The 22,455-nt window shown below is 56.4% G+C and carries 22 protein-coding genes; 15 read left to right on the top strand and 7 right to left on the bottom strand.

Annotated features, from left to right (window positions below; all coding sequences use genetic code 11):
* Positions 1 to 226: 226 nt before the first annotated feature.
* From hrpB to ACIQT8_RS20050, 3 genes are all read left to right on the top strand, one after another.
* Complete coding sequence (gene hrpB, locus ACIQT8_RS20060) at positions 227 to 2,713, top strand: ATP-dependent helicase HrpB (RefSeq protein WP_400968718.1); 2,487 nt, start codon at positions 227 to 229, stop codon at positions 2,711 to 2,713.
* A gap of 3 nt (positions 2,714 to 2,716) precedes the next feature.
* Positions 2,717 to 4,045, top strand: a complete 1,329-nt coding sequence (locus ACIQT8_RS20055; RefSeq protein WP_400968716.1) for an ActS/PrrB/RegB family redox-sensitive histidine kinase — start codon at positions 2,717 to 2,719, stop codon at positions 4,043 to 4,045.
* 72 nt (positions 4,046 to 4,117) lie between these two features.
* Entirely contained in the window at positions 4,118 to 4,708 is a 591-nt protein-coding gene (locus tag ACIQT8_RS20050; protein ID WP_138795085.1) for an ActR/PrrA/RegA family redox response regulator transcription factor, read from the top strand.
* Between the two features lie 7 nt (positions 4,709 to 4,715).
* Here the strand turns inward: ACIQT8_RS20050 and ACIQT8_RS20045 are convergent, their stop codons facing one another.
* Positions 4,716 to 5,201, bottom strand: a complete 486-nt coding sequence (locus ACIQT8_RS20045) for an MmcB family DNA repair protein (protein ID WP_400968712.1) — start codon at positions 5,199 to 5,201, stop codon at positions 4,716 to 4,718.
* Positions 5,202 to 5,384: 183 nt separating this feature from the next.
* Between ACIQT8_RS20045 and ACIQT8_RS20040 the strand changes: the two genes are divergently transcribed.
* Positions 5,385 to 6,080, top strand: coding sequence for a L,D-transpeptidase (locus ACIQT8_RS20040; protein WP_138795087.1), 696 nt, complete (start codon positions 5,385 to 5,387; stop codon positions 6,078 to 6,080).
* A gap of 93 nt (positions 6,081 to 6,173) precedes the next feature.
* Here ACIQT8_RS20040 and ACIQT8_RS20035 read toward each other — a convergent pair whose 3' ends face one another.
* From ACIQT8_RS20035 to hslV, 4 genes are all read right to left on the bottom strand, one after another.
* Entirely contained in the window at positions 6,174 to 8,342 is a 2,169-nt protein-coding gene (locus ACIQT8_RS20035; RefSeq protein ID WP_400968709.1) for a malate synthase G, read from the bottom strand.
* A 120-nt stretch (positions 8,343 to 8,462) separates the two neighbouring features.
* The gene (locus tag ACIQT8_RS20030; protein WP_400968706.1) at positions 8,463 to 9,422 is read right to left on the bottom strand and encodes a DUF1402 family protein; all 960 of its coding nucleotides are present in this window, start codon (positions 9,420 to 9,422) and stop codon (positions 8,463 to 8,465) included.
* Between the two features lie 195 nt (positions 9,423 to 9,617).
* Positions 9,618 to 10,925, bottom strand: coding sequence for an ATP-dependent protease ATPase subunit HslU (gene hslU, locus ACIQT8_RS20025; protein WP_138795090.1), 1,308 nt, complete (start codon positions 10,923 to 10,925; stop codon positions 9,618 to 9,620).
* A gap of 75 nt (positions 10,926 to 11,000) precedes the next feature.
* Entirely contained in the window at positions 11,001 to 11,525 is a 525-nt protein-coding gene (gene hslV, locus ACIQT8_RS20020; RefSeq protein WP_004444336.1) for an ATP-dependent protease subunit HslV, read from the bottom strand.
* Between the two features lie 199 nt (positions 11,526 to 11,724).
* On the opposite strand from hslV, the gene hisB reads away from it, so the two are divergent.
* The 7 genes from hisB to coaA are packed head-to-tail and all read left to right on the top strand — an operon-like array spanning position 11,725 to position 16,348.
* The gene (hisB, locus tag ACIQT8_RS20015; protein WP_400968702.1) at positions 11,725 to 12,321 is read left to right on the top strand and encodes an imidazoleglycerol-phosphate dehydratase HisB; all 597 of its coding nucleotides are present in this window, start codon (positions 11,725 to 11,727) and stop codon (positions 12,319 to 12,321) included.
* A gap of 23 nt (positions 12,322 to 12,344) precedes the next feature.
* Entirely contained in the window at positions 12,345 to 12,836 is a 492-nt protein-coding gene (locus tag ACIQT8_RS20010) for a DUF2628 domain-containing protein (RefSeq protein ID WP_400968699.1), read from the top strand.
* A 1-nt stretch (position 12,837) separates the two neighbouring features.
* A complete protein-coding gene (gene hisH / locus ACIQT8_RS20005) occupies positions 12,838 to 13,488 on the top strand; it encodes an imidazole glycerol phosphate synthase subunit HisH (protein WP_400968696.1) in 651 nt (216 codons plus the stop codon).
* Position 13,489: 1 nt separating this feature from the next.
* Positions 13,490 to 14,239, top strand: a complete 750-nt coding sequence (gene hisA / locus ACIQT8_RS20000) for a 1-(5-phosphoribosyl)-5-[(5-phosphoribosylamino)methylideneamino]imidazole-4-carboxamide isomerase (RefSeq protein ID WP_400968693.1) — start codon at positions 13,490 to 13,492, stop codon at positions 14,237 to 14,239.
* Entirely contained in the window at positions 14,236 to 15,012 is a 777-nt protein-coding gene (gene hisF, locus ACIQT8_RS19995; protein ID WP_400968690.1) for an imidazole glycerol phosphate synthase subunit HisF, read from the top strand. Before hisA ends, hisF begins: the two co-directional genes overlap by 4 nt.
* 14 nt (positions 15,013 to 15,026) lie before the next feature.
* Positions 15,027 to 15,350: a phosphoribosyl-ATP diphosphatase gene (locus ACIQT8_RS19990; RefSeq protein WP_262523604.1), complete on the top strand. Its 324-nt coding sequence runs from the start codon at positions 15,027 to 15,029 to the stop codon at positions 15,348 to 15,350.
* 5 nt (positions 15,351 to 15,355) lie between these two features.
* Positions 15,356 to 16,348, top strand: a complete 993-nt coding sequence (coaA, locus tag ACIQT8_RS19985; protein ID WP_178340614.1) for a type I pantothenate kinase — start codon at positions 15,356 to 15,358, stop codon at positions 16,346 to 16,348.
* A 51-nt stretch (positions 16,349 to 16,399) separates the two neighbouring features.
* On the opposite strand, the gene arfB is transcribed toward coaA, so the two are convergent.
* Together arfB and ACIQT8_RS19975 are read right to left on the bottom strand one after the other, a co-directional pair.
* Complete coding sequence (gene arfB / locus ACIQT8_RS19980; protein WP_262523601.1) at positions 16,400 to 16,834, bottom strand: alternative ribosome rescue aminoacyl-tRNA hydrolase ArfB; 435 nt, start codon at positions 16,832 to 16,834, stop codon at positions 16,400 to 16,402.
* A gap of 116 nt (positions 16,835 to 16,950) precedes the next feature.
* Positions 16,951 to 18,561, bottom strand: a complete 1,611-nt coding sequence (locus ACIQT8_RS19975; protein ID WP_400968685.1) for a phosphoenolpyruvate carboxykinase — start codon at positions 18,559 to 18,561, stop codon at positions 16,951 to 16,953.
* 338 nt (positions 18,562 to 18,899) lie between these two features.
* On the opposite strand from ACIQT8_RS19975, the gene chvI reads away from it, so the two are divergent.
* The 4 genes from chvI (at position 18,900) to ACIQT8_RS19955 (ending at position 22,448) form a co-directional block, all read left to right on the top strand.
* Positions 18,900 to 19,625, top strand: coding sequence for a two-component system response regulator ChvI (gene chvI, locus ACIQT8_RS19970; protein ID WP_080827537.1), 726 nt, complete (start codon positions 18,900 to 18,902; stop codon positions 19,623 to 19,625).
* Between the two features lie 51 nt (positions 19,626 to 19,676).
* Positions 19,677 to 21,467 carry a two-component system sensor histidine kinase ChvG gene (gene chvG, locus ACIQT8_RS19965; RefSeq protein WP_138795100.1) on the top strand — a complete coding sequence of 597 codons (1,791 nt, stop codon included), beginning with the start codon at positions 19,677 to 19,679 and terminating at the stop codon, positions 21,465 to 21,467.
* On the top strand, positions 21,457 to 21,921 hold the full coding sequence (locus tag ACIQT8_RS19960; protein ID WP_400968680.1) for an HPr kinase/phosphorylase: 465 nt from the start codon (positions 21,457 to 21,459) through the stop codon (positions 21,919 to 21,921). Before chvG ends, ACIQT8_RS19960 begins: the two co-directional genes overlap by 11 nt.
* Before the next feature lie 125 nt (positions 21,922 to 22,046).
* Positions 22,047 to 22,448, top strand: a complete 402-nt coding sequence (locus ACIQT8_RS19955) for a PTS sugar transporter subunit IIA (RefSeq protein WP_138795102.1) — start codon at positions 22,047 to 22,049, stop codon at positions 22,446 to 22,448.
* Positions 22,449 to 22,455 lie beyond the last annotated feature (7 nt).

Genomic DNA, 22,455 nt, shown 5'->3' with positions numbered 1-22,455 from the left:
CAATTGAAATTAAAGCGTATTTTTGAGTTTCGGAGTGAGATAAGCGATTTTACGCTCTGTTTTGCCCGTCCGCGTCCAGATCTTTCGTGCGGGGCCGCAGTTTCACCAGCACGCCCTGCATTTGAATACGCCAAATTTGCCTGTCAAAGACCGGATCACTGGATTAGAAACGTCGCAATACCCCATATAAAGAACCATCTAACGAGCGGATGCTGACGATATTTCCATGACCGATGCTTCATTGCCCACTCAAGACGCCCAAACCGTACTCCCCGTCACGGAAGTGCTCGAGGACATAGCGAAGGCTTTGGCGGCCGATAGGCGCGCTGTGCTTTCAGCGCCCCCAGGCGCGGGCAAAACAACCCTCGTCCCGCTTCATCTTCTGCAGCAGGACTGGCGAGGCGATGGCAAGATCATTCTTCTTGAGCCTCGCCGATTGGCGGCGCGTGCAGCCGCCGGACGAATGGCGGCATTGCTTGGCGAGAACGTTGGCGACATCGTTGGTTATCGTATGCGGCTCGATAACCGCGTTTCCTCTCGAACCCGTATAGAGGTGGTGACCGAAGGCGTCTTTGCCAGAATGGTTCTGGACGATCCTGAGCTCTCCGGTGTTTCGACGGTCATTTTCGACGAGTTTCACGAGCGTTCGCTTGATGGTGATTTTGGTTTGGCTCTCGCCCTCGACGTACAGGGCGGCCTGCGTGAGGATTTGCGAGTTCTTGTTATGTCGGCAACGCTCGACACGGACCGCATCAGTCAACTCATGCAGGGCGCACCCGTCATCGAAAGTCTCGGACGCACTTTTCCCATTGATATCCGCCATGATGACCGATGGCAGGGCGTATCGACAGATGAGAAGGTTGCAAAGGCCATTATCGAGGCACACGCTTCAGAGACGGGCTCCATCCTTGCTTTCCTGCCAGGACAGGCCGAGATCACACGGACAGCGATGCGGCTGGAAAACCGCTTCCCTGAAAACACAGATGTTATCCCTCTCTACGGCAATCTCTCACAGAAGGAGCAGGACGCCGCGATCCGACCTACCACCAGAGGGCGGCGAAAGATCGTTCTCGCGACATCGATTGCGGAAACGTCGATAACCATCGACGGCGTAAGGGTGGTCATCGACAGCGGTTTACAAAGGTTGCCGGTGTTCGAGCCATCAACCGGCATCACCCGGCTAGAAACGGTTCGTGTCTCCCGCGCCTCTGCCGACCAACGAGCAGGACGCGCCGGGCGAACGGAGACCGGTGTGGCAATTCGTTTGTGGCACCAGGGGCAGACAGCCGCCCTGCCCGCTTTCACACCGCCACAAATCCTTGCGAGCGATCTGTCGTCTCTTGCTCTCGATCTGGCGCATTGGGGCGTAAAAGACCTCTCCAGCCTCGCATTTCTGGATTTGCCACCGGATGCCGCCCTCAAGGAATCGGTTGCCCTTCTTAAAAACCTCAGCGCGCTGGATGAACAGGGTAACCTGACGCAACAGGGCAGGCTGATGCGAAATCTATCACTGCCGCCACGTCTTTCCGCCATGGTGATTGCTGCCGCAAACGAGGGCGCCGGCGAAAAAGCGGCAATGCTGGCCGTCATGTTGACGGAGCAAGGCCTTGGCGGCAACGACATCGATCTAGACGAGCGGCTGCGTTATTTTTCACGAGACAGAAGCGATCGTGCCGACGCCGCGCGCAAGCTGGCGCGTCGCCTGCTCGACTCGCTTCGCGTCGCGACAACAAAGAGCAACCCAGCTGTTCAGACCGGCTCTTTGTTGTTGCATGCCTATCCTGACCGAATCGCATTTCAGCGTGGCGGACGCGGACGATATGTGATGGCGAATGGTCGCGGCGCGGAAATCTCCGAAACGGAACGGCTGGCAACAAACAAGATGCTGGTGGTTGCAGAAATTACGGGACGGGCGGCCCAGCCCAGAATTCTCTCCGCTGTCGCCATAGAGCGCAGCGATATCGAAGATGAGATGCCACACCTCATCGAAACGCAGGATCAACTGTTCTTCGACAAGGCCAGCGGGCAGGTCAGGGCACGTCGCGTGACGCGCCTTGGCGCCATCATTCTCGATGAAGCGCCTTTGCCAAAGCCGGAGGGACCGCAGGCCGCACAGGCACTCGCCAACGGGGTACGCGAGTTTGGGCTGTCGATCCTGCCATTTTCAAGGGAAGCGGACCAACTTCGCGAGAGGATCGGCTTTCTTCATGCCAGCATTGGAGACCCCTGGCCGGATGTCAGCGACGAAGCTCTGACAGCACGCCTGGATGAATGGTTCGTACCATTCCAAAACAGTGTCCGCAGTCTTCAGGATATTCGCTCCGGCAGCCTTTCCGAAGGGCTGATGTCACTTGTTCCACACGAGGTGGTGCGAGAGCTCGCGAAATTGGCGCCGACCCACTTCGAAGCGCCGACAGGACAACGGCACCCAATCCGCTATGACGGAAGCGAACCCACACTTTCCATTCGTGTACAGGAACTGTTCGGACTTAAAGCGCATCCAACGATCGCGCAGGGCCGCTTGCCGCTCGTTCTGGAATTGACCTCTCCCGCGCATCGACCGATACAAACGACACGCGATTTGCCTGGTTTCTGGTCGGGGTCGTGGAAAGATGTGCGCGCTGATATGCGTGGCCGGTATCCACGTCACCCGTGGCCGGAAGATCCGGCATCCGCGCAACCCACCAACCGTGCAAAGCCACGTGGAACGTAAGCAATGAAACCCGTAAAAGAAACGAAGACGGCAATCCAGGCAATCGAAACGACGAGACTTGGTCGTGCCAGCCGAAGAATCAGGCTGCAGACAATCGTCTGGCTGCGTTGGCTTGCCGTCGCGGGTCAAAGTGCAACAATTCTCTTCGTCGCCCTCGGCTTGCACTTCCCGCTGCCACTCCTGGCGTGCTCGCTGCTGATCGCCGCGCTGGCGCTGGCCAATCTGTTTCTGACAGCTCGTTTTCCACCCACCTACCGCCTGGAGCCCTGGGAAGCGACGTTGCTGCTCGCCTTCGATCTCTTGCAGTTGACGGCACTCATCTACATCACGGGAGGTCTCTCCAACCCCTTCGCTCCTTTGATCTGCGTACAGGTCATTATCGCTTTCGCTTCGCAACCGCTGAGGCACTCTCTTATTCTTCTCGCCTTCGCGGTCATTTGCTCGACAGCGATCGCTTTCTCGCCCTTCCCGGTTCCATGGTATCCGGGCGAAACTTTGCCGATCCAGCTTCTGCTACATGTTGGCACTTGGTTCGCCATTATCGCGACGACATCGTTTGCAGCATTTTACGCCTATCGTGTTTCCCATGAAGCCAATCAGCTTGCCGATGCTCTGGCAGCAACTGAACTCGTTCTCGAACGTGAAAAACACCTGTCACAGCTCGACGGCCTCGCGGCGGCAGCTGCGCACGAGCTTGGGACGCCACTTGCAACCATCAGCGTCGTCGCCAAGGAGATGGAGCGAGAACTCGGGAATGACGAACGTTTGGGAGAAGACATCGCCCTTCTGCGCAGCCAAAGCGAACGATGCCGCGATATCTTGCGACGCCTGACCTCACTTTCAGCCGACAGCGAAGAACATATGCGTCGTCTGCCACTTTCTTCCCTGCTTGATGAGGTCATGGCACCTTATCGCGAATTCGGCATCGAGCTTGAACTGATCGAGAAAAATAACCGCGTCGATGAGCCTGTCGGTATCAGAAACGCCGGCATTATCTATGGTCTCGGCAACCTTATCGAAAATGGCGTGGACTATGCGCGAACGAAAGTCACAGTGACCGCCGCCTATGATGCACAGACGGTAAAAGTCGCAATTGAAGACGACGGACCTGGTTACGCCTATGACATTCTCGCCCGCATTGGCGAACCCTATATGACTGAGCGCCACAATGATGCCCGCGCAGGCGGATTGGGGCTCGGTCTATTTATCGCCAAGACTTTGCTGGAACGCTCGGGTGCGACCGTGACATTCGAAAATCGCGGCGTGACCGATAGCGGAGCGCGAATCACAATCGTCTGGCCCCGCGCCCTTATGGACGATAAAAGCCACTGAACGCTTTACGATCCGATTTGAAGAAGCGATAAGAAGACAACAGGCTCAGGAAGTTGCCGGAAGGCCGGAACCATGAATACAAAAGATCAAGCCCCTCTCGATGACAAGGCGATTGCCGACGAAAACGATCCAATCGGCGCCGACAAGTCGCTGCTGATCGTCGATGACGACGGCCCGTTTCTCCGCCGCCTGGCTCGCGCCATGGAAACGCGCGGGTTTAATGTCGATACCGCCGAGTCGGTCAGCGAGGGCATCGCCAAGTCAAAGGCGACGCCGCCGAAATATGCCGTCGTCGATCTTCGACTTGGAGATGGCAATGGGCTGGAAGTGATCGAGGCCATCAGGCAAAGCAGAACGGATACGCAGATCGTAGTTCTGACGGGCTACGGAAATATCGCCACCGCCGTTACCGCGGTCAAACTCGGTGCGCTCGATTATCTCGCAAAGCCGGCCGATGCCGATGATGTCTTTAATGCGTTGACGCAGCGCAAGGGTGAAAAGACTGAAGTTCCAGAAAATCCGATGTCTGCGGACCGGGTACGCTGGGAGCATATTCAGCGGGTTTACGAGATGTGTGAGAGAAACGTCTCGGAAACCGCTCGACGTCTCAACATGCACCGCCGTACCCTGCAGCGAATTCTTGCGAAACGCGCCCCTAAATAAACGTCGGTCATTCTCCGAAGCTGCGGCCCGTTGTCCATTCCGCCAACATGAGGCGGGTGGCCGCAGTTCTGGAAAAATCCAGCATCAGTGATTTGCGCGTCGCAGGTGGCAGTTTGTGCTCCGGCGCTTCGCGCAGCATGTGAGCGCCATATCCGTCGGAAAGGATGAGGCCACAATCATCCGGAAAAATGTCGATCGGGACTTCGGCATGTGTGGCAAAGAATAACCGGTCGCAGTGCAACCGGTAGTCCGGCCATTTGCGATCGACACGGAAATCCTCAATCGAGGATTTGATTTCGACAATCCAGATTTCACCCTTGACGGACAGGCTGATGAGGTCGGCTCTTCGCCCGCTCGCGAGAGGCAGTTCGGGCAGAACAGAATGGCGCATCTCATGCAGCAAGATTTGCACGCCGCGCCGCACCAGCATGGCCTTGTCCGATTGGCGACCATCAATTAACGGATTGTTATTGGTGACGGAAAGAATAGTCATGGATAACGCATTCAAGGACGTGTGAACTATTGTTGCAAAAAGACAATGAACCGGCAATTTTACATGCCGTGGCCCGTTGCCGAGGCGCTACGGCTTGCCAAGCGCAGCTTAATGGAAAATAACCCCATTATCCAATTCAGCCTACTCTTTCGCACAATTTGGCGAATTTTCCGCGAGAACGACATGCGCATCCGTACATCATTGACCGCACTTGGTCTGACGGCAGTACTGGCTCTGGCCGGCTGCGCCGAGACCACTTCCCAATCGTCCGACAAGCCCGTCGCAGCCGCGCCGGCGCCTGTTCCGACAAAGGTTGAAACCGTCCAGATTTTCAACGACGTTTACGGCCCTGTCACGGACGCCGGTTACGCCCTTCCAGCTATCCCGATCAACCGCGTCAATGAGAAGTTCCGTCGCCAGATCGTTGAATTCCAGACTCCTGAAAAGCCGGGCACAGTTATCGTCAACACCCGTGAGCGTTTCCTCTATTACGTCATGCCGGGTAACCGCGCCGTTCGTTACGGCATCGGCGTTGGCAAGGCAGGCTTTGCGTGGGCCGGTGAAGCCTATGTCGCCTGGAAGCAAGAATGGCCGATGTGGCATCCGCCAAAGGAAATGGCCGACCGCAAACCGGAAGTCGCGAAGTACGTCGAAGCCGGCATGGGGCCTGGCCTGACCAACCCGCTTGGTGCGCGCGCAATGTACCTCTTCAATGAAAAGGGTCAGGATACCCTGTTCCGCATCCATGGATCGCCTGAATGGGCGTCGATCGGCACGGCAGCGTCTTCCGGCTGCATCCGCATGATCAACCAGGACGTGATCGACCTTTACAGCCGCGTCCGTCCGGGCCGGAACACCAAGGTTATCGTCATCCAGTAATATCCGGATCAAGACCAGAAAATGAAAAAGCCGCCAGGACATCCCGGCGGCTTTTTTGTTGGCTTGCGGCGGGAATACCCGCGCTTTTACAAGTCAGGCGGCCTGCCTTGCTTTCAACTCGAGACGGCGACGGTGCAGAACCGGTTCGGTGTAACCGTTCGGTTGCTCGCGTCCTTTCAGGACCAGTTCGACGGCAGCCTGAAAAGCAATGGAACCGTCAAAATCAGGTGCCATTGCCAGATAGGCGGCATCACCAGCATTCTGACCGTCAACCACAACAGCCATGCGCTTCATGGTTTCGACAATCTGTTCTTCCGTCACGACGCCGTGACGCAACCAGTTTGCCATATGTTGTGCAGAGATCCGCAGAGTGGCGCGGTCTTCCATCAAGCCGATATTGTTGATGTCCGGAACCTTCGAGCAACCCACGCCCTGGTCGACCCAACGGACGACATAACCCAGAATGCCCTGGGCGTTGTTATCGAGTTCGCGCTGGATTTCTTCTGGCGTCCAGTTGGGGCGAGATGCGACAGGTACGGACAAAATGTCGGAGAGTTTCGCCCTGCCTCGGCTCTTCAGGTGATCCTGAACAGCCGCGACATCGACCGTATGATAATGCGTTGCATGCAGCGTCGCCGCCGTCGGCGAAGGCACCCATGCCGTGTTGGCACCAGCCCTGGGATGCGCGATCTTCTGCTCCAGCATCGCTGCCATCAGATCCGGCATCGCCCACATGCCCTTGCCGATCTGAGCATGGCCAGCAAGACCGCACTCCAGACCAATGTCGACGTTCCAGTTTTCGTAAGCCGCAATCCAGGCCGCCTGCTTCATGTCACCCTTGCGGATCATCGGGCCGGCTTCCATGGACGTGTGCATCTCGTCACCGGTACGATCGAGGAAGCCGGTATTGATGAATACAACCCGGTCTTTCGCCGCACGAATACATTCCTTGAGGTTGACCGTCGTACGGCGTTCCTCATCCATGATGCCCATCTTCATGGTGTTTGGTGTCATGCCGACAAGCTTTTCGACCCGCGTGAAAACTTCGTTGGCGAAGGCCACTTCTTCCGGCCCATGCATCTTGGGCTTGACGACATACATCGAACCGGCGCGCGAATTCTGGCGACGGCCAGACGGACCGACATCGTAAAGAGCAATCAAAGCGGTAACGACGGCATCCATGATGCCTTCCGGAACCTCACGCCCATCACTGTCGAGGATTGCAGGATTGGTCATCAGATGCCCGACATTTCGAACCAGCATCAATGACCGTCCATGTAACGTCACGGCGGAACCGTCCGGGCCGGTATAATAACGGTCGGGGTTCAATTTGCGGGTGAAGGTTTTTCCACCTTTTGAAACTTCTTCGGCCAGATCGCCGCGCATCAGACCAAGCCAGTTGCCGTAGACGAGAACCTTGTCTTCCGCATCCACGGCAGCAACCGAATCCTCGCAGTCCATGATCGTGGTCAGGGCCGATTCAAGTATGACATCGGAAATTCCCGCGAGATCGGACTTGCCGATTTCCGTCGACGGATCGATGACGATTTCGGTGTGCAGACCGTTCTTGCTCAGCAAGATCGATGACGGGGACGCAACATCGCCGCCAAAGCCGGCGAACTGCGACACATCTTTCAAACCTGTGGTCTTGTCGCCAACGGAAAGCTGCAAGACACCGTCCAAGATCTTGATACCAGTCACGTCCGACCAACTCGCGCCGTCCAGGGGCACAGATTGATCAAGGAAGTTTCTCGACCACGCGATGACCTTTTCGCCGCGTTTCGGGTTATAGCCCCTGCCCTTTTCAGCACCATCCTCATCGGAAATCGCATCGGTGCCGTAAAGCGCGTCATAGAGCGAACCCCAGCGCGCGTTCGCAGCGTTCAATGCATAACGCGCATTCATAACAGGGACGACGAGTTGTGGACCGGCGACGACTGCCATTTCGGCATCAACGTTCTCTGTTGAGACCCTGAAATCCGGTCCTTCCGGCAAAAGATAGCCGATCTCTTTCAAAAAGTTTTCGTAAACGCCAAAATCCAGCGGGGCACCATTCTGGCGGTACCATTCATCCAGCTTTTCTTGCAGAGCGTCACGCTTTAAAAGAAGCTCGCGATTTTTCGGCGAAAGATCGTGGATGATCCCCGAAAAGCCTTCAAAAAAGGCCTCACGGTCAAGACCTGTACCGGGCAGGACCTCTTCTGTCAGAAAAGCATAAAGCCTGTTGTCGATGGAAAGACCGAATTTATCCGTGCGGCTCACATGCGCCTCCTCGTGTTCATTTCGTCTAAATTGAACAATGAGGGTGGGCTACGTCAATCGCGTGAAGCAACCAAATATTATTTCCAGATTGGAAACAATGGAAAAGATAATGGTCGTTTCTTACAAAAGCCCCTGCAGATCCTTGATGCGATCATTCACCAGCCAGCCGTAATAATTTTCTTCCGGCAAGATGACATCACCGCCTGCGCGCTGACGGTTTTTCTGCGCAAGGGCGGCGGCGCGGTTCTGAGAGCCGCCAACGTTATACAAAGTCGAGGTGACACCGGGATTCCTGGAAATATCCATATCCGCGATGGATTTGTAATCGTCGATCGACTTGCGGATGGACGCTGCCATGAAGGCCAATGACCGGTCCGGGTCCATGATGGCTGTGTAGACGGCCGCGGCATCGTTTTCGTCCAGTCTTTCATAACCGGAAGTCCTCGAGACCATATCCGTCAACATCAGCGCCGTCAGCGGATTGATCTGGCCGAGGCCAAACGTCTGCCCGGCATAAAACGGCTGGAAAAAGACCGCGCTGAAACGATTGTCAGGGTAGGATACGCCATCAACCTTCTTGCCGCGGAAGCTGTCGTCCCACACATCTTCCCGGCAGCTCCAGAGAGCGTAGGAATCCTTTTTCGACTGACATTTGCCGAACTGGGCATGCGACAAAAACTGCGCGATCGATTCATCCTTGTAACCGAAGCGGAAACTGTTTCCTGCATAGGACGCCGCCTTGACATAATAGGATTGCAAACGGTCGTAGGCATCGACGTTGTAAGTGTGTTCGCCAACGATAGCACCGATCATATGGATTGGATCAATACCATATCGTCCCGCCGTCGCCTTGATCTTGCCGATCAACGCCTTGTCTGAAGACAGAAGTTCAATGACTTTCTGGTACTTACGCTCGTAAGACGTATTGGACGCTTTCGTGCGGCGCGCGGACGCGCCTGGCACGCCCGGCTGTTCGGCATTGCGGTTTCCAGGCGGCACGACCGTCGCAGCCTCAGCGAAAGACGACGACACAGTCGTGAAGGTCAGAGCAACGGCGAATGCCAGAAGAGTTTTGCGCACGAGCGAATGCCTTTTCTCAGGCCGGCTTGTCGAAAACAAGAGTTGAGGAAAAACCGGCCGCGTCCATAGAGCGGTTCCAATCGGAATGCAGTGCCTCTCCCATAAACAAATTGCGGGCCGAAGGCGAGACGAGGCTGGTAAAATAAAAGAGTGCGGCAAATATGGCCGCACTCCAGATATTATCGGATAAGACGCTTAGAGAATATAGCGCGACAAATCTGTATCGGCAGCAAGATCACCGACATGTTTTCGGACATATTCGTGATCGATCTTCACCGACGAGCCACCGCGATCCGGCGCGTTGAACGAAATTTCGTCCAGAACCCGTTCCATCACCGTTTGCAGACGACGTGCACCTATATTCTCGACAGACGAGTTGAGGTGAACAGCGACATCAGCCAAGGCATCGATCGCATCATCAGTGAATTCCAGATCCAGTTCTTCCGTCGCCATCAGCGCCTTGTACTGACGGATCAGGCTGGCCTCGGTTTCAGTCAGAATGCGTCGGAAATCTTCCTTGGTCAGCGGTTTCAGCTCAACGCGGATCGGCAGACGTCCCTGGAGTTCCGGCAACAGGTCGGAGGGCTTCGCCACATGGAAGGCACCGGACGCGATGAACAGGACGTGATCCGTTTTCACCGGACCATACTTGGTTGAAACGGTCGTGCCCTCAACAAGCGGCAACAAATCGCGCTGCACGCCTTCGCGAGAAACACCTGCCCCCATACCGCCATCACGTGCGGCGATCTTGTCGATTTCGTCGAGAAACACGATGCCATCGTTTTCCACCGACTTGACCGCCTCGCGCTGGATCATTTCGTTGTCCAGGAGCTTGTCGGACTCATCACGAATAAGATCAGCATAGGACTTGGAAACCGTCGTCCGAACCTTTTTCGTTCGGCCGCCCATGGCCTTTCCGAACATTTCAGACAGATTGAGGACGCCGATGTTCGCGCCCGGCATACCGGGAATGTCGAAGCCGGGCATGCCAGAACCGGCATCGGCAACCTCGATATCGATTTCCTTGTCGTCGAGTTCTCCGTCACGCAGCTTCTTGCGGAAGTTTTCGCGTGTTGCAGGGGATGCTGTCGATCCGACCAGTGCATCGAGCACGCGCTCCTCGGCGCTGGCATGTGCCTTGGCCTGCACTTCAGCGCGCTTCTTTTCGCGAACCAGTCCGATACCGATCTCGACGAGATCGCGGATGATCTGCTCGACATCGCGGCCGACATAGCCAACTTCGGTGAACTTTGTCGCTTCGACCTTGATGAAGGGAGCACCAGCCAGCTTGGCAAGGCGACGGGAGATTTCCGTCTTGCCGACACCGGTCGGCCCGATCATCAAGATATTCTTTGGCATAACTTCGTCGCGCAGGCTCTCATCAAGCTGCTGACGCCGCCAGCGGTTGCGCAGCGCAATAGCAACAGCGCGTTTCGCATCGTGCTGGCCGATAATGTAACGGTCCAGTTCCGAGACGATTTCCCGGGGAGAAAAAGTGGTCATCCTATCCTCTTGGCTTTCCTGCCCCGACCGGCCGTGACGGCCCGGTCCACAGGACCCTTGGGTGAGATAAAATCGTTATTCGGCGTCGAGTGTTTCAACGACGAGGTTGTGGTTGGTATAAACGCAGATGTCCGCAGCGATATCCAGCGCCTGGCGCGCCACATCTTCCGCAGACTTGTCGGTGTCCATCATGGCGCGCGCCGCCGCGAAAGCATAGTTGCCGCCAGAGCCAATGGCGATCGCACCATGTTCCGGTTCCAGCACATCTCCATTGCCTGTAATGGCAAGGGTCGTCGACTTGTCGGCAACCAGCATCATGGCTTCGAGATTGCGCAGGTACTTGTCCGTGCGCCAATCCTTGGCAAGCTCCACGGCTGCACGCATAAGCTGGCCCGGATATTGTTCGAGTTTCTTCTCGAGACGATCGAGCAGTGTGAAGGCATCTGCTGTTGCACCAGCAAATCCGGCGATCACTTCGCCCTTGCCGATACGGCGGACCTTACGCGCATTGCCCTTCATGACGGTCTGGCCGAGGCTTACCTGACCATCGCCAGCCATGACGACCTTGCCGCCTTTCCTGACTGTAATAATAGTTGTCATCAAACACCTGTCTGCCCGTGTCGGGCGTATGGTTGGTGGGCCGCATCCGGCCCTTTCCGGTTCTATGTAAGTTTGCTTTTTACGATTGCAATCATCCTGGCGGCCGACGTGGAGGCCATACGAGACAAGACGATGGAACAACTGGATATTTGCATTCTGTGCTGATAAGGAACGGCAACATTTCCACGGAGCGGCCAAAATGGCAGAACGTAAAGGCGAGATTTTCCGCAAAACCAACGAGACATCGGTTTCGGTTCGCGTGAATGTCGACGGCACCGGCAAATCGACAATTTCCACTGGAGTGGGATTTTTCGATCATATGCTGGAGCAACTCAGCCGCCATTCTTTGATCGACATGGAAATCGACATCAAAGGCGATCTGCATATCGATGACCACCATACCGTCGAAGATACCGGCATCGCCATCGGCCAGGCAATTGCCAAGGCGTTGGGCGACCGACGCGGCATTACCCGCTATGCGTCGCTCGATCTTGCCATGGACGAAACCATGACAAAGGCTGCAGTCGACATTTCCGGGCGCCCCTTCCTCGTTTGGAACGTGAATTTTTCCGCACCCAAGATCGGTACATTCGATACTGAACTGGTACGCGAGTTCTTCCAGGCTCTGGCGCAGAACGCGGGCATCACCCTGCATATCTTGAACCATTACGGCGCAAACAACCATCATATCGCCGAAACATGCTTCAAGGCCGTTGCACGCGTTCTTCGCACCGCAACTGAGATCGATCCCCGGCAGGCAGACCGCGTTCCTTCCACGAAGGGTATGCTGGCCTAACTGCAAACGCTGTCAGGACGCCCATGACAAGCTATCTGGTTCTCGAAGCCCCTGGTGGGCCGGACAGAGATCACAGAACGACCCGCTTCATTGCAGACCGTTTCGTCTGGCTGGCACTTGTTGCGCCGTGGCTCTGGCTTGCCACCAATCGGCTCTGGCTTGCGGCGATCTTAGTATTTGCGGCACTCATCATCGCCGGACAAATCTCTGCATTAGCCGGATTCGAACCGGTAGGGCTTCTGGTCGGTCTGGCGATATCCGTCATCACGGCGCTGGAAGGCAGGCATTTTCTGGTCCGCCATCTGCTGAAAAAGGGCTGGCAGATGAAATCCATCGTTACGGCCCCTGATCTTTCCTCTGCCGAAGACCTATATTTCTCCGAGCGATCCACGGATGTTCCGGACATGACAACCACCCAGCCAGTATGGGCTCCCAATCCGGAGAAAACTGGCGGAAACAGCTTCATCAACGATCCGGCCGGATCGTTTCTATTCGATCTAAACGGAAGGCGCTGACATGCGTGTCGCGATCATCGACTACGGTTCAGGCAACCTGCGCTCTGCTACAAAAGCTTTCGAGCGCGCCGCCCACGAAGCCGGCATCAATGCAACCATAGAACTGACCGACAAGCCGGATCACGTCGCATCGGCAGACCGTATCGTTCTGCCCGGTGTCGGCGCCTACGCCGACTGCCGTGCCGGTCTCGATGCGGTATCCGGCATGCACGAGGCACTCGTTGAGGCAGTGGAACACAAGGCACATCCGTTTCTTGGTATCTGCGTCGGTATGCAGCTCATGTCGTCGCGTGGTCTTGAAAAGACTGTCAGCCAGGGACTGGGCTGGATCGAGGGCGATGTCGTGGAAATGACCCCTTCCGATCCCAACCTGAAGATCCCGCAAATCGGCTGGAACACGCTGGAAATCCGCCATGCGCACCCACTTTTTGACGGCATCAAGACCGGCCCGGATGGCTTGCATGCTTATTTCGTGCATTCCTATCATCTGGCCACGAAACACCCTGCCGACGTTATCGCCACAACCAGTTATGGCGGTGCGATGACGGCGTTCGTCGGTCGCGACAACATGGCGGGTGCGCAGTTCCATCCGGAAAAGAGCCAGACGCTTGGCCTCGCCCTCATTTCGAATTTCCTGCGTTGGAAGCCCTGACATGATCCTTTTTCCCGCAATCGACCTTAAAGACGGCCAGTGCGTTCGCCTGAAACTTGGCGATATGGACCAGGCAACCGTCTACAACACCGACCCCGGCGCACAGGCAAAAGCCTTCGAGGACCAGGGGTTCGAATGGCTACATGTCGTGGATCTGAACGGTGCTTTTGCCGGCGAGAGTGTCAACGGCGCTGCCGTCGATACCATTCTCAAGGCGACAAAAAATCCGGTGCAACTCGGTGGTGGCATTCGCACACTCGATCATATCGAAGCATGGCTGACGCGCGGGCTTGCCCGCGTCATTCTCGGCACGGTCGCGGTCCGCGATCCGGTGCTGGTGCTGGAAGCCTGCAAGCGTTTCCCCGGTCAGGTGGCAGTGGGGATCGATGCCAAGGGCGGCAAGGTGGCCGTTGAGGGCTGGGCAGAAGCGTCAGAGCTCGGTGTTATCGAACTTGCCAAGCGCTTCGAAGGTGCTGGCGTTGCCGCGATCATCTACACCGACATCGACCGCGATGGTATTCTGGCCGGTATCAACTGGTCGTCGACACTCGAACTGGCCAATGCGGTTTCCATTCCGGTGATCGCCTCTGGTGGACTGGCGTCCATCGACGACATCAACCGCATGCTTGAACCGGATGCGGCAAAGCTCGAAGGCGCCATTTCCGGCCGCGCGCTTTATGATGGGCGGATTGATCCGGCAGAAGCCCTTGCGCTTATTCGGGCAGCTCGAAACAAGGAGGCAGGCGCATGACACTCAAAGCACGCGTTATTCCATGTCTTGATGTAAAGGACGGCCGCGTCGTCAAGGGTGTCAATTTCGTCGACCTGATCGATGCGGGAGACCCCGTCGAAGCAGCGAAAGCGTATGACTCAGCCGGTGCCGATGAACTTTGTTTCCTCGATATCACCGCCTCCTCCGACAATCGCGACACAATTTTCGACGTCGTCTCACGGACTGCCGACCATTGCTTCATGCCTGTGACGGTTGGCGGCGGCGTGCGCAGTGTCGGCGATATCCGCAAGCTTCTGCTATGCGGCGCCGACAAGGTGTCGATCAACTCTGCTGCCGTCAAAGACCCGGATTTCGTAGCGCAGGCCGCCGACAAATTCGGCAACCAGTGCATCGTCGTGTCCATAGACGCCAAAAGAGTCTCAGGCGATGGCGAGGCTGCCCGCTGGGAAATCTTTACCCATGGCGGGCGGCAATCCACCGGTATCGATGCGGTAGAGTTCGCTATCAAGATGGTCGAGCGTGGCGCTGGTGAGCTGCTTGTCACCTCCATGGACCGGGACGGCACAAAAAGCGGTTACGATATCGCCTTGACGCGCGCCATCGCCGACCAGGTTCGGGTACCGGTCATTGCCTCCGGCGGTGTCGGCAACCTCGATGATCTGGTGGCCGGCGTTCGTGATGGTCACGCGACGGCCGTGCTTGCGGCATCCATTTTCCATTTCGGCACTTACTCTATCGGCGAAGCCAAGGCCTACATGGCCGACCATGGCATCGCCATGCGCCTCGACTGACAGCAGGAGACATCATGAGCGCATTTTCCCTTACTGATCTGGAGCGCATCGTCGCAACCCGCGCGGCTGCGTCCCCGGACGAATCCTGGACCGCAAAGCTTGTTGCGTCGGGCCAGGAGCGCGCAGCCAAAAAACTCGGTGAAGAAGCCGTTGAGACAGTGATCGCCGCAATTGCAAAAGATCACGACGGCCTGAAAAACGAGGCCGCCGATCTGCTCTTCCATCTGCTGGTGGTTCTGAAGATTGCCGATATCCCCCTGGCCGACGTTCTCGCGGAGCTTGAGCGCCGCACCGGCCAGACCGGCCTTCAGGAAAAAGCATCGAGGCCGAAATCATGACGACCATGGCACGCAGCGGGGAGAGAGGCATGCCAGGAACACTCGATCACTTTCGCGCCGATGAATATTCGCCCTACCACTTCTTCAGCTCGGAAGAATGGGCAAAGTTTCGCGCAGACACACCGCTCACCCTATCGGGTGACGAAGTAAAACGGCTTCGTTCGCTGGACGACCCAATCGATCTGGATGAAGTACGGCGGATCTATCTTTCGCTTTCGCGCCTGCTCTCGTCGCATGTGGAGGCGTCACAGCTTCTTTTCGAACAGCGCAACCGCTTCCTGAACATGGCTGACGTTAACAAGACGCCCTTCGTGATCGGTATTGCCGGGTCGGTGGCTGTGGGCAAATCGACAACCGCGCGTATTCTGAAAGAACTGTTGGCCCGCTGGCCATCCAGCCCAAAGGTCGACCTGATCACCACGGATGGATTTCTTTATCCGAACGAGGTTTTGCGCCGCGACAACCTGATGGAGCGTAAGGGTTTTCCCGAAAGTTACGATATCGGCGCATTGCTGCGCTTCCTTTCGGCGATCAAGGCGGGGCAACCGAACGTAAAAGCACCGCGCTATTCGCACTTGACCTACGATGTATTGCCGAACGAATACACCATCGTCGATCAGCCGGACATCCTGATCTTCGAGGGAATCAATGTTCTGCAATCGCGGGATTTACCGGCCGGTGGGCGCATCGTTCCCATCGTTTCCGATTTCTTCGACTTCTCGATCTATATCGATGCGGACGAGGGTCTCATTCACAACTGGTATGTGAACCGGTTCATGAATCTTCGGAAAACCGCATTCCGCGACCCGAACTCATTTTTCAACCGTTATGCTTCGATCAGCGAAGACGCCGCACTGAGCATTGCGGAGGGTCTTTGGCAGAATATCAATCTGAAAAACCTCCGCCAGAACATCCTGCCGACGCGACCACGCGCCGATCTCATTCTCAGCAAAGGCAAGAACCACCTGATCGAAACGGTGGCCCTGCGCAAACTCTGACAAAGCGCTTCTAAGGTGCGGAGTGCTCGTGCAGAAGATACGCACAGCGCTCTAGTCTCCAGAGGGTTTGCCGCGCATCTTCTTGACGTCGGAACGACCGGACTTTTCCTTCAGCCGGCGTTCCACGGAACCGCGTGTCGGCTTGGTTGCTTTTCGGACAGGCGGCGGTGGCGCGGCCGCTTCGAGAATAAGCTCCTTGAGACGGTCGCGGGCGTCTTCGCGGTTTCTGTCCTGGCTTCGAAACCTGCTCGCTTCGATCATCAGCACGCCGTCCTTGGATACGCGCCGACCGCCAATCCTGATGGCGTTGGTTTTGACGCGGTCCGTAAGTGAGGGCGAACCGGCAATATCGAAGAAAAGCTGAACTGCGGTCGAAACCTTGTTGACGTTCTGGCCGCCCGGACCGCCGGACAAGACGAATTGCTCCGTCAGCTCCCAGCCGGCAATGGTGATACGGTTACTGATGTAAAGCGGGGCGCTGGCCATGATCTTTCTCCGCGCCGGTCATGCCACAGATCTTCAAGAATGAAAACAGCGGCAAAAACGGAAGAACCCGGCACTAAGGCCGGGTCCCCTCCTCTCCCACTAACGCAGGATGCTATTCATTCAGCGGCAATCAAAAGCCCAGGCGCCGCGTCGCGAACCGTGCTGTCGACGTGATCTTCGAACTTCGTGAAGTTCGCCACGAACATCGAAACAAGCTTCTTGGCCTGCGCATCGTAAGCGGAACCGTCAGCCCAGGTCGAACGCGGATCGAGGATCGCATTGTCGACGCCGTCGAGAGACAGCGGTACTGCGAAACCGAAATTCGCGTCGGTACGGAACTGAGCATTCTTCAGTTCGCCGGTCAGAGCAGCGGTCAGCAGGGCGCGGGTCGCCTTGATCGGCATGCGCTTGCCGATGCCGTACGCGCCACCGGTCCAACCGGTGTTGACCAGCCAGCAGTCAACGCCATGCTTGCCGATCAGTTCACGCAGCAGATTGCCGTATTCGGCCGGATGGCGCGGCATGAAAGGTGCGCCGAAGCATGTCGAGAACGTTGCTTCCGGTTCCGTCACGCCCTTTTCCGTGCCAGCAACCTTTGCTGTGTAACCGGACAGGAAGTGGTACATCGCCTGCTCCGGCGTCAGCCGGGCAATCGGAGGCAGGACACCGAAGGCATCAGCCGTCAGCATGATGATCGTCTTCGGATGGCCGGCAATACCTGTTTCCGATGCGTTCGGGATGAAGTGCAGCGGGTAGGCACTGCGGGTATTTTCCGTCAGCGAATTGTCGTTGAAATCCGGAACGCGGTTTTCATCGAGAACGACATTTTCCAGAACGGTGCCGAAACGTCGTGTTGCGGCGTAGATTTCCGGCTCAGCCTCTGCCGACAGCTTGATCGCCTTTGCATAGCAGCCGCCTTCGAAATTGAAGATACCGTGCTCACCCCAGCCATGTTCGTCGTCGCCGATCAGTGTGCGCGACGGATCAGCCGAGAGCGTGGTCTTGCCGGTGCCGGACAGGCCGAAGAATACGGCAGAGTCACCTGCCGGACCGACGTTGGCCGAACAATGCATGGGCATGACGCCCTTGGCTGGCAGAAGATAGTTCAAAACGGTGAAGACCGACTTCTTGTTTTCGCCAGCGTAAGACGTGCCGCCAATCAGGACGAGGCCCTTGGTCAGATCGCAGGCAATAACGGTCTCCGAACGAACGCCATGGCGCGCCGGATCTGCCTTGAAGCTTGGAAGATTGATGATCGTCAGCTTCTGGCTGAACGATGCAAGTGCTTCCTTCTTCGGGCGGATCAACAGATTGCGAATGAACAGCGAATGCCAGGCGAGTTCGGTGACAACACGGGTCGGAAGTGCATTTTCCTCGTCCGCACCACCGATCAGATCCTGGACGTAAAGCGTTTTTCCAGCCGCATGAGCGAGCATGTCCTGATGCAGGATCTTGAAGTGTTCGGGTGACAGCGGCTTGTTGTTGTCCCACCAGATCTTGTCTTCAGTCGAGGCATCGCGGACGACGAACTTGTCCTTCGGCGACCGGCCGGTGTGCTGGCCGGTAACGGCGCGAAGTGCACCGTCAATGGTCAGTTCCGCTTCGCCGTTGCGGATTGCCTGCTCATAAAGTTCGCTTTCGTTGAGGTTATAAAAGACCTGAAAAGCCTCTCCCAGTCCGAGTTTCGAAACTCCGTTGGCAGGATTATGAACCCCAAGCTCATTCATGACGCGTTCCTTAGTTGAGAAAGATAAGGCCGTTGAAATTTCCTTGAAAATACGTGCTGGCTTTTGGAAACGCAAGAGCGGCATTTTAAATAATATAGCAATTTCAATATATTAATCGATTTAAAAGATTTTATTTCTTTTTAAATCGGTTGAAGTCGCATTAGAATCCATCGGAACGCATTTCCGGAAATTCCATCGCCACAACTTTGATCGGCACCCGCCCTTTTTGCTTTGCCACAATTTGTTCCACCTTTATACTCATGAGAGGAACTCACGGCGCATAACCTGGCTGGGTGAATGTCGGGAGTAACGATAGAATGACGATGGAGACCAACTACATGCAGACAATCGCGCTTGTGGACGACGACCGGAATATTCTTACTTCGGTATCGATCGCGCTTGAAGCCGAAGGCTACAGGGTCGAAACGTATACGGACGGTGCTTCCGCACTGGACGGGTTGATTGCGCGCCCGCCGCAGCTCGCCATCTTCGACATCAAGATGCCGCGTATGGACGGAATGGAACTGTTGCGCCGGCTGCGACAGAAGTCCGATCTGCCGGTTATTTTCCTGACCTCGAAGGACGAGGAAATCGATGAGCTCTTCGGCCTGAAAATGGGAGCCGACGACTTCATCACCAAACCGTTTTCGCAGCGACTGCTCGTCGAGCGCGTCAAGGCAATTCTGCGCCGTGCCAGCAGCAGGGAAGCATCCGCTGCAACCGGAAGCACGCTCAAGCCGACGGCCGATCAACAGGCCAGAACGCTGGAACGTGGTCAGCTTGCAATGGATCAGGAACGCCATACCTGCACCTGGAAGGGTGAACCGGTCACTTTGACGGTAACCGAATTCCTTATTCTGCACTCGCTTGCGCAGCGCCCCGGCGTCGTGAAGAGCCGCGACGCACTGATGGATGCGGCCTATGACGAGCAGGTCTATGTTGACGATCGCACGATCGACAGCCACATCAAGCGGCTTCGCAAGAAGTTCAAGCTGGTCGATGGCGACTTCGACATGATTGAAACGCTTTACGGCGTAGGCTATCGCTTCCGCGAAGCAGCGTGAGAACAGCCTGAATAGGCGTCGACCACGTTAACGTGGTTGAGAGGACATGACGTGTTGAACAAATCGCCGGAAACCGTCTCGGAAGATGACGATGCCGAAGATCGCGGCAGCGAACGACGGCACCGTATTCATCCGCTGACGATTATCCGGCGCATTTTCGGCAATGCGGTGTTTTCCAGTCTCACACGTCGCATTCTGTTCTTCAATGTCGCGGCGACTGTCGTTCTGGTGGGTGGCATCCTTTACCTGAACCAGTTCCGCGAAGGGCTTATCGATGCCCGCGTAGAAAGCCTGCTGACACAAGGCGAAATCATTGCGGGCGCAATTTCTGCCTCCGCGTCGGTCGACACCAATTCGATTACCATCAATCCGGAAAAGCTACTCGAGCTACAGGCCGGACAGAGCATAACGCCTGCCCCGAACGACGAAGATCTGAGTTTCCCGATCAATCCGGAACGCGTCGCACCGGTGTTGCGACGGTTGATTTCCCCCACCCGCACCCGCGCCCGTCTGTTCGACGCGGACGCGAACCTGCTGCTTGATTCGCGTCATCTTTATTCACGTGGACAGGTGCTGCGGTTCGACCTTCCGCCGGTCACGCCGGAAACCCAGACCTGGAGTGAGTGGTTCGCCAGCCTGTTCAATCGCATGCTGCAGCCAAGCAGCCTGCCGCAATATAAAGAAGCTCCCGGCGGCGACGGCTCGATTTACCCTGAAGTCATGAACGCGCTGACTGGCGTTCGTGGAGCGGTTGTGCGCGTTACCGAAAAAGGCGAGCTGATTGTCTCGGTTGCCGTTCCGGTCCAACGCTTCCGTGCAGTGCTTGGTGTTCTGCTGCTGTCCACACAAGCCGGTGATATCGACAAGATCGTTCATGCCGAACGTCTCGCCATCATGCGCGTCTTCGGTATCGCGACCTTGGTCAACATCGTGCTTTCCTTGCTCCTGTCGTCCACCATCGCAACGCCGTTGCGACGGCTTGCAGCTGCGGCGATCCGTGTTCGCCGTGGCGCAAGAACCCGCGAGGAGATTCCGGATTTCTCTGCGCGTCAGGATGAGATCGGCAACCTTTCGATCGCCTTGAGAGAAATGACAACGGCGCTTTACGACCGTATCGACGCCATTGAAAGTTTCGCCGCCGATGTGAGCCATGAACTGAAGAACCCGCTGACCTCTCTCAGGAGTGCTGTGGAAACCCTGCCGCGCGCCAAAACCGAAGAGTCGAAGCAGCGCCTGACCGAAATCATCTTCCACGACGTGCGCCGCCTCGATCGCCTTATCAGCGACATTTCCGATGCTTCGCGTCTCGATGCCGAACTCGCCCGTGCCGATGCCTCACCACTGGATCTTGACGTGTTGCTGAAGGGCCTTGTCGATATTTCTCGACAGATCAGCACCAAGAAAAAGAGTGTGGCGATCGACTACGTGGTTGACCGAAAGGCGGGTGCGAAGCCGTCCTTCGTCGTCAATGGTCATGACCTCCGTCTCAGCCAGATCGTCACCAATCTTATCGAGAATGCACGCTCCTTCGTCGCTGCGGATAGCGGTCGCATTACGGTTCGTCTCGCGCGCCACAAGGACCGCTGCCTCGTCCAGATCGAAGACAACGGCCCCGGCATTCAAGCCGAGGACATCGACCGGATTTTCGAGCGCTTCTACACGGACCGCCCGGCAAGCGAAGGTTTTGGCCAGAATTCCGGTCTTGGCCTTTCCATCAGCCGACAGATTGCTGAAGCCCATGGCGGCAGCCTGAAAGCGGAAAACGTCGTCGACAAATACGGCGTCATTTCCGGCGCCCGTTTCACCCTGTCGCTTCCAGCGGCCGAAACCCATGAGCGCTGATCGTTTCAACCTGCACGCAACGGCCATTGTCGTCGATGGAACCGGTATTGTCTTTACCGGACCATCCGGCAGTGGAAAAAGCGAACTTGCTTTCAGCTTTCTGACGGAGGCAGAGCGATGCGGTCTGCCCGCCGCGCTGATCGCGGATGATCAGATTTTCGTGTATCGCCAGGATGAAACAATCATGGCGGAGCGACCGGAGACGATTGCAGGATTGCTGGAACTTCGCGGCAGCGGCATCATTTCTGTCAAAAGCGTTACCAGGGCAGCGCTTCATTTTGCTGTGACAACGGTTCTCTCGCCGGAAAATCCAAGGCTGCCGGAAGAAAACGAGACGATGGCGTTTCCCTGTGGAGGGCAGTTACCACTGCTGCGCATCCCGCTATCAAGTCTGACGCCCTATGGAAAATTTGCTGCGCTTGCTCACAATCTTTTAAAAGCGAATAGGTCGTGAACGTGATTCGGGCGATTTTAGGCTTGCGCTTCCGATTTTCCTCATCAAGATAAACTCCCACCGATGGACAGGATTGCCGCGTTGCGATAGTCGGCAATGAGAGTGCGTGTGTAAGGGAGCATTTCATGATCGGACTAGTGCTTGTCACCCATGGCAAGCTGGCTGAGGAATTTCGTCATGCGGTGGAGCATGTCGTCGGGCCTCAGAAATTGATCGAGACGGTCTGTATCGGTCCCGAAGACGACATGGATCAGCGCCGACAGGACATCATCGATGCCGTCACGCGTGCCAATGATGGAAATGGCGTAATCGTTCTGACCGACATGTTTGGAGGCACACCCTCCAACCTCGCTATATCGGTCATGAATAGCGGCAATGTCGAAGTGATCGCCGGCGTCAATCTGCCCATGCTTATCAAGCTTGCGAGCGTACGCAGCGAAGACAACATGGATAAGGCTCTTCAGGAAGCGTCCGACGCCGGACGAAAATATATCAACGTTGCAAGCCGTGTCCTGAGCGGCAAATAAGAAGATA

The sequence above is a fragment of the Agrobacterium sp. NPDC090273 genome, from assembly GCF_044772305.1.
GTDB lineage: Bacteria > Pseudomonadota > Alphaproteobacteria > Rhizobiales > Rhizobiaceae > Agrobacterium.
This window is presented reverse-complemented; position numbering and strand designations above follow the sequence as displayed.

Bases quoted from the DNA above. Each gene is read 5' to 3' on its own strand.
- hisB (WP_400968702.1), top strand. From the start codon at position 11,725: ATGGCAGAACGTAAAGGCGAGATTTTCCGCAAAACCAACGAGACATCG.
- hrpB (WP_400968718.1), top strand. From the start codon at position 227: ATGACCGATGCTTCATTGCCCACTCAAGACGCCCAAACCGTACTCCCC.
- ACIQT8_RS20045 (WP_400968712.1), bottom strand. From the start codon at position 5,201: ATGACTATTCTTTCCGTCACCAATAACAATCCGTTAATTGATGGTCGC.
- ACIQT8_RS19990 (WP_262523604.1), top strand. From the start codon at position 15,027: ATGAGCGCATTTTCCCTTACTGATCTGGAGCGCATCGTCGCAACCCGC.
- ACIQT8_RS19960 (WP_400968680.1), top strand. From the start codon at position 21,457: ATGAGCGCTGATCGTTTCAACCTGCACGCAACGGCCATTGTCGTCGAT.
- hslU (WP_138795090.1), bottom strand. From the start codon at position 10,925: ATGACCACTTTTTCTCCCCGGGAAATCGTCTCGGAACTGGACCGTTAC.
- ACIQT8_RS19975 (WP_400968685.1), bottom strand. From the start codon at position 18,561: ATGAATGAGCTTGGGGTTCATAATCCTGCCAACGGAGTTTCGAAACTC.
- ACIQT8_RS19955 (WP_138795102.1), top strand. From the start codon at position 22,047: ATGATCGGACTAGTGCTTGTCACCCATGGCAAGCTGGCTGAGGAATTT.
- ACIQT8_RS20050 (WP_138795085.1), top strand. From the start codon at position 4,118: ATGAATACAAAAGATCAAGCCCCTCTCGATGACAAGGCGATTGCCGAC.
- hisA (WP_400968693.1), top strand. From the start codon at position 13,490: ATGATCCTTTTTCCCGCAATCGACCTTAAAGACGGCCAGTGCGTTCGC.
- chvI (WP_080827537.1), top strand. From the start codon at position 18,900: ATGCAGACAATCGCGCTTGTGGACGACGACCGGAATATTCTTACTTCG.
- hisH (WP_400968696.1), top strand. From the start codon at position 12,838: ATGCGTGTCGCGATCATCGACTACGGTTCAGGCAACCTGCGCTCTGCT.
- ACIQT8_RS20040 (WP_138795087.1), top strand. From the start codon at position 5,385: ATGCGCATCCGTACATCATTGACCGCACTTGGTCTGACGGCAGTACTG.
- hslV (WP_004444336.1), bottom strand. From the start codon at position 11,525: ATGACAACTATTATTACAGTCAGGAAAGGCGGCAAGGTCGTCATGGCT.
- coaA (WP_178340614.1), top strand. From the start codon at position 15,356: ATGGCACGCAGCGGGGAGAGAGGCATGCCAGGAACACTCGATCACTTT.
- ACIQT8_RS20010 (WP_400968699.1), top strand. From the start codon at position 12,345: ATGACAAGCTATCTGGTTCTCGAAGCCCCTGGTGGGCCGGACAGAGAT.
- ACIQT8_RS20055 (WP_400968716.1), top strand. From the start codon at position 2,717: ATGAAACCCGTAAAAGAAACGAAGACGGCAATCCAGGCAATCGAAACG.
- arfB (WP_262523601.1), bottom strand. From the start codon at position 16,834: ATGGCCAGCGCCCCGCTTTACATCAGTAACCGTATCACCATTGCCGGC.
- hisF (WP_400968690.1), top strand. From the start codon at position 14,236: ATGACACTCAAAGCACGCGTTATTCCATGTCTTGATGTAAAGGACGGC.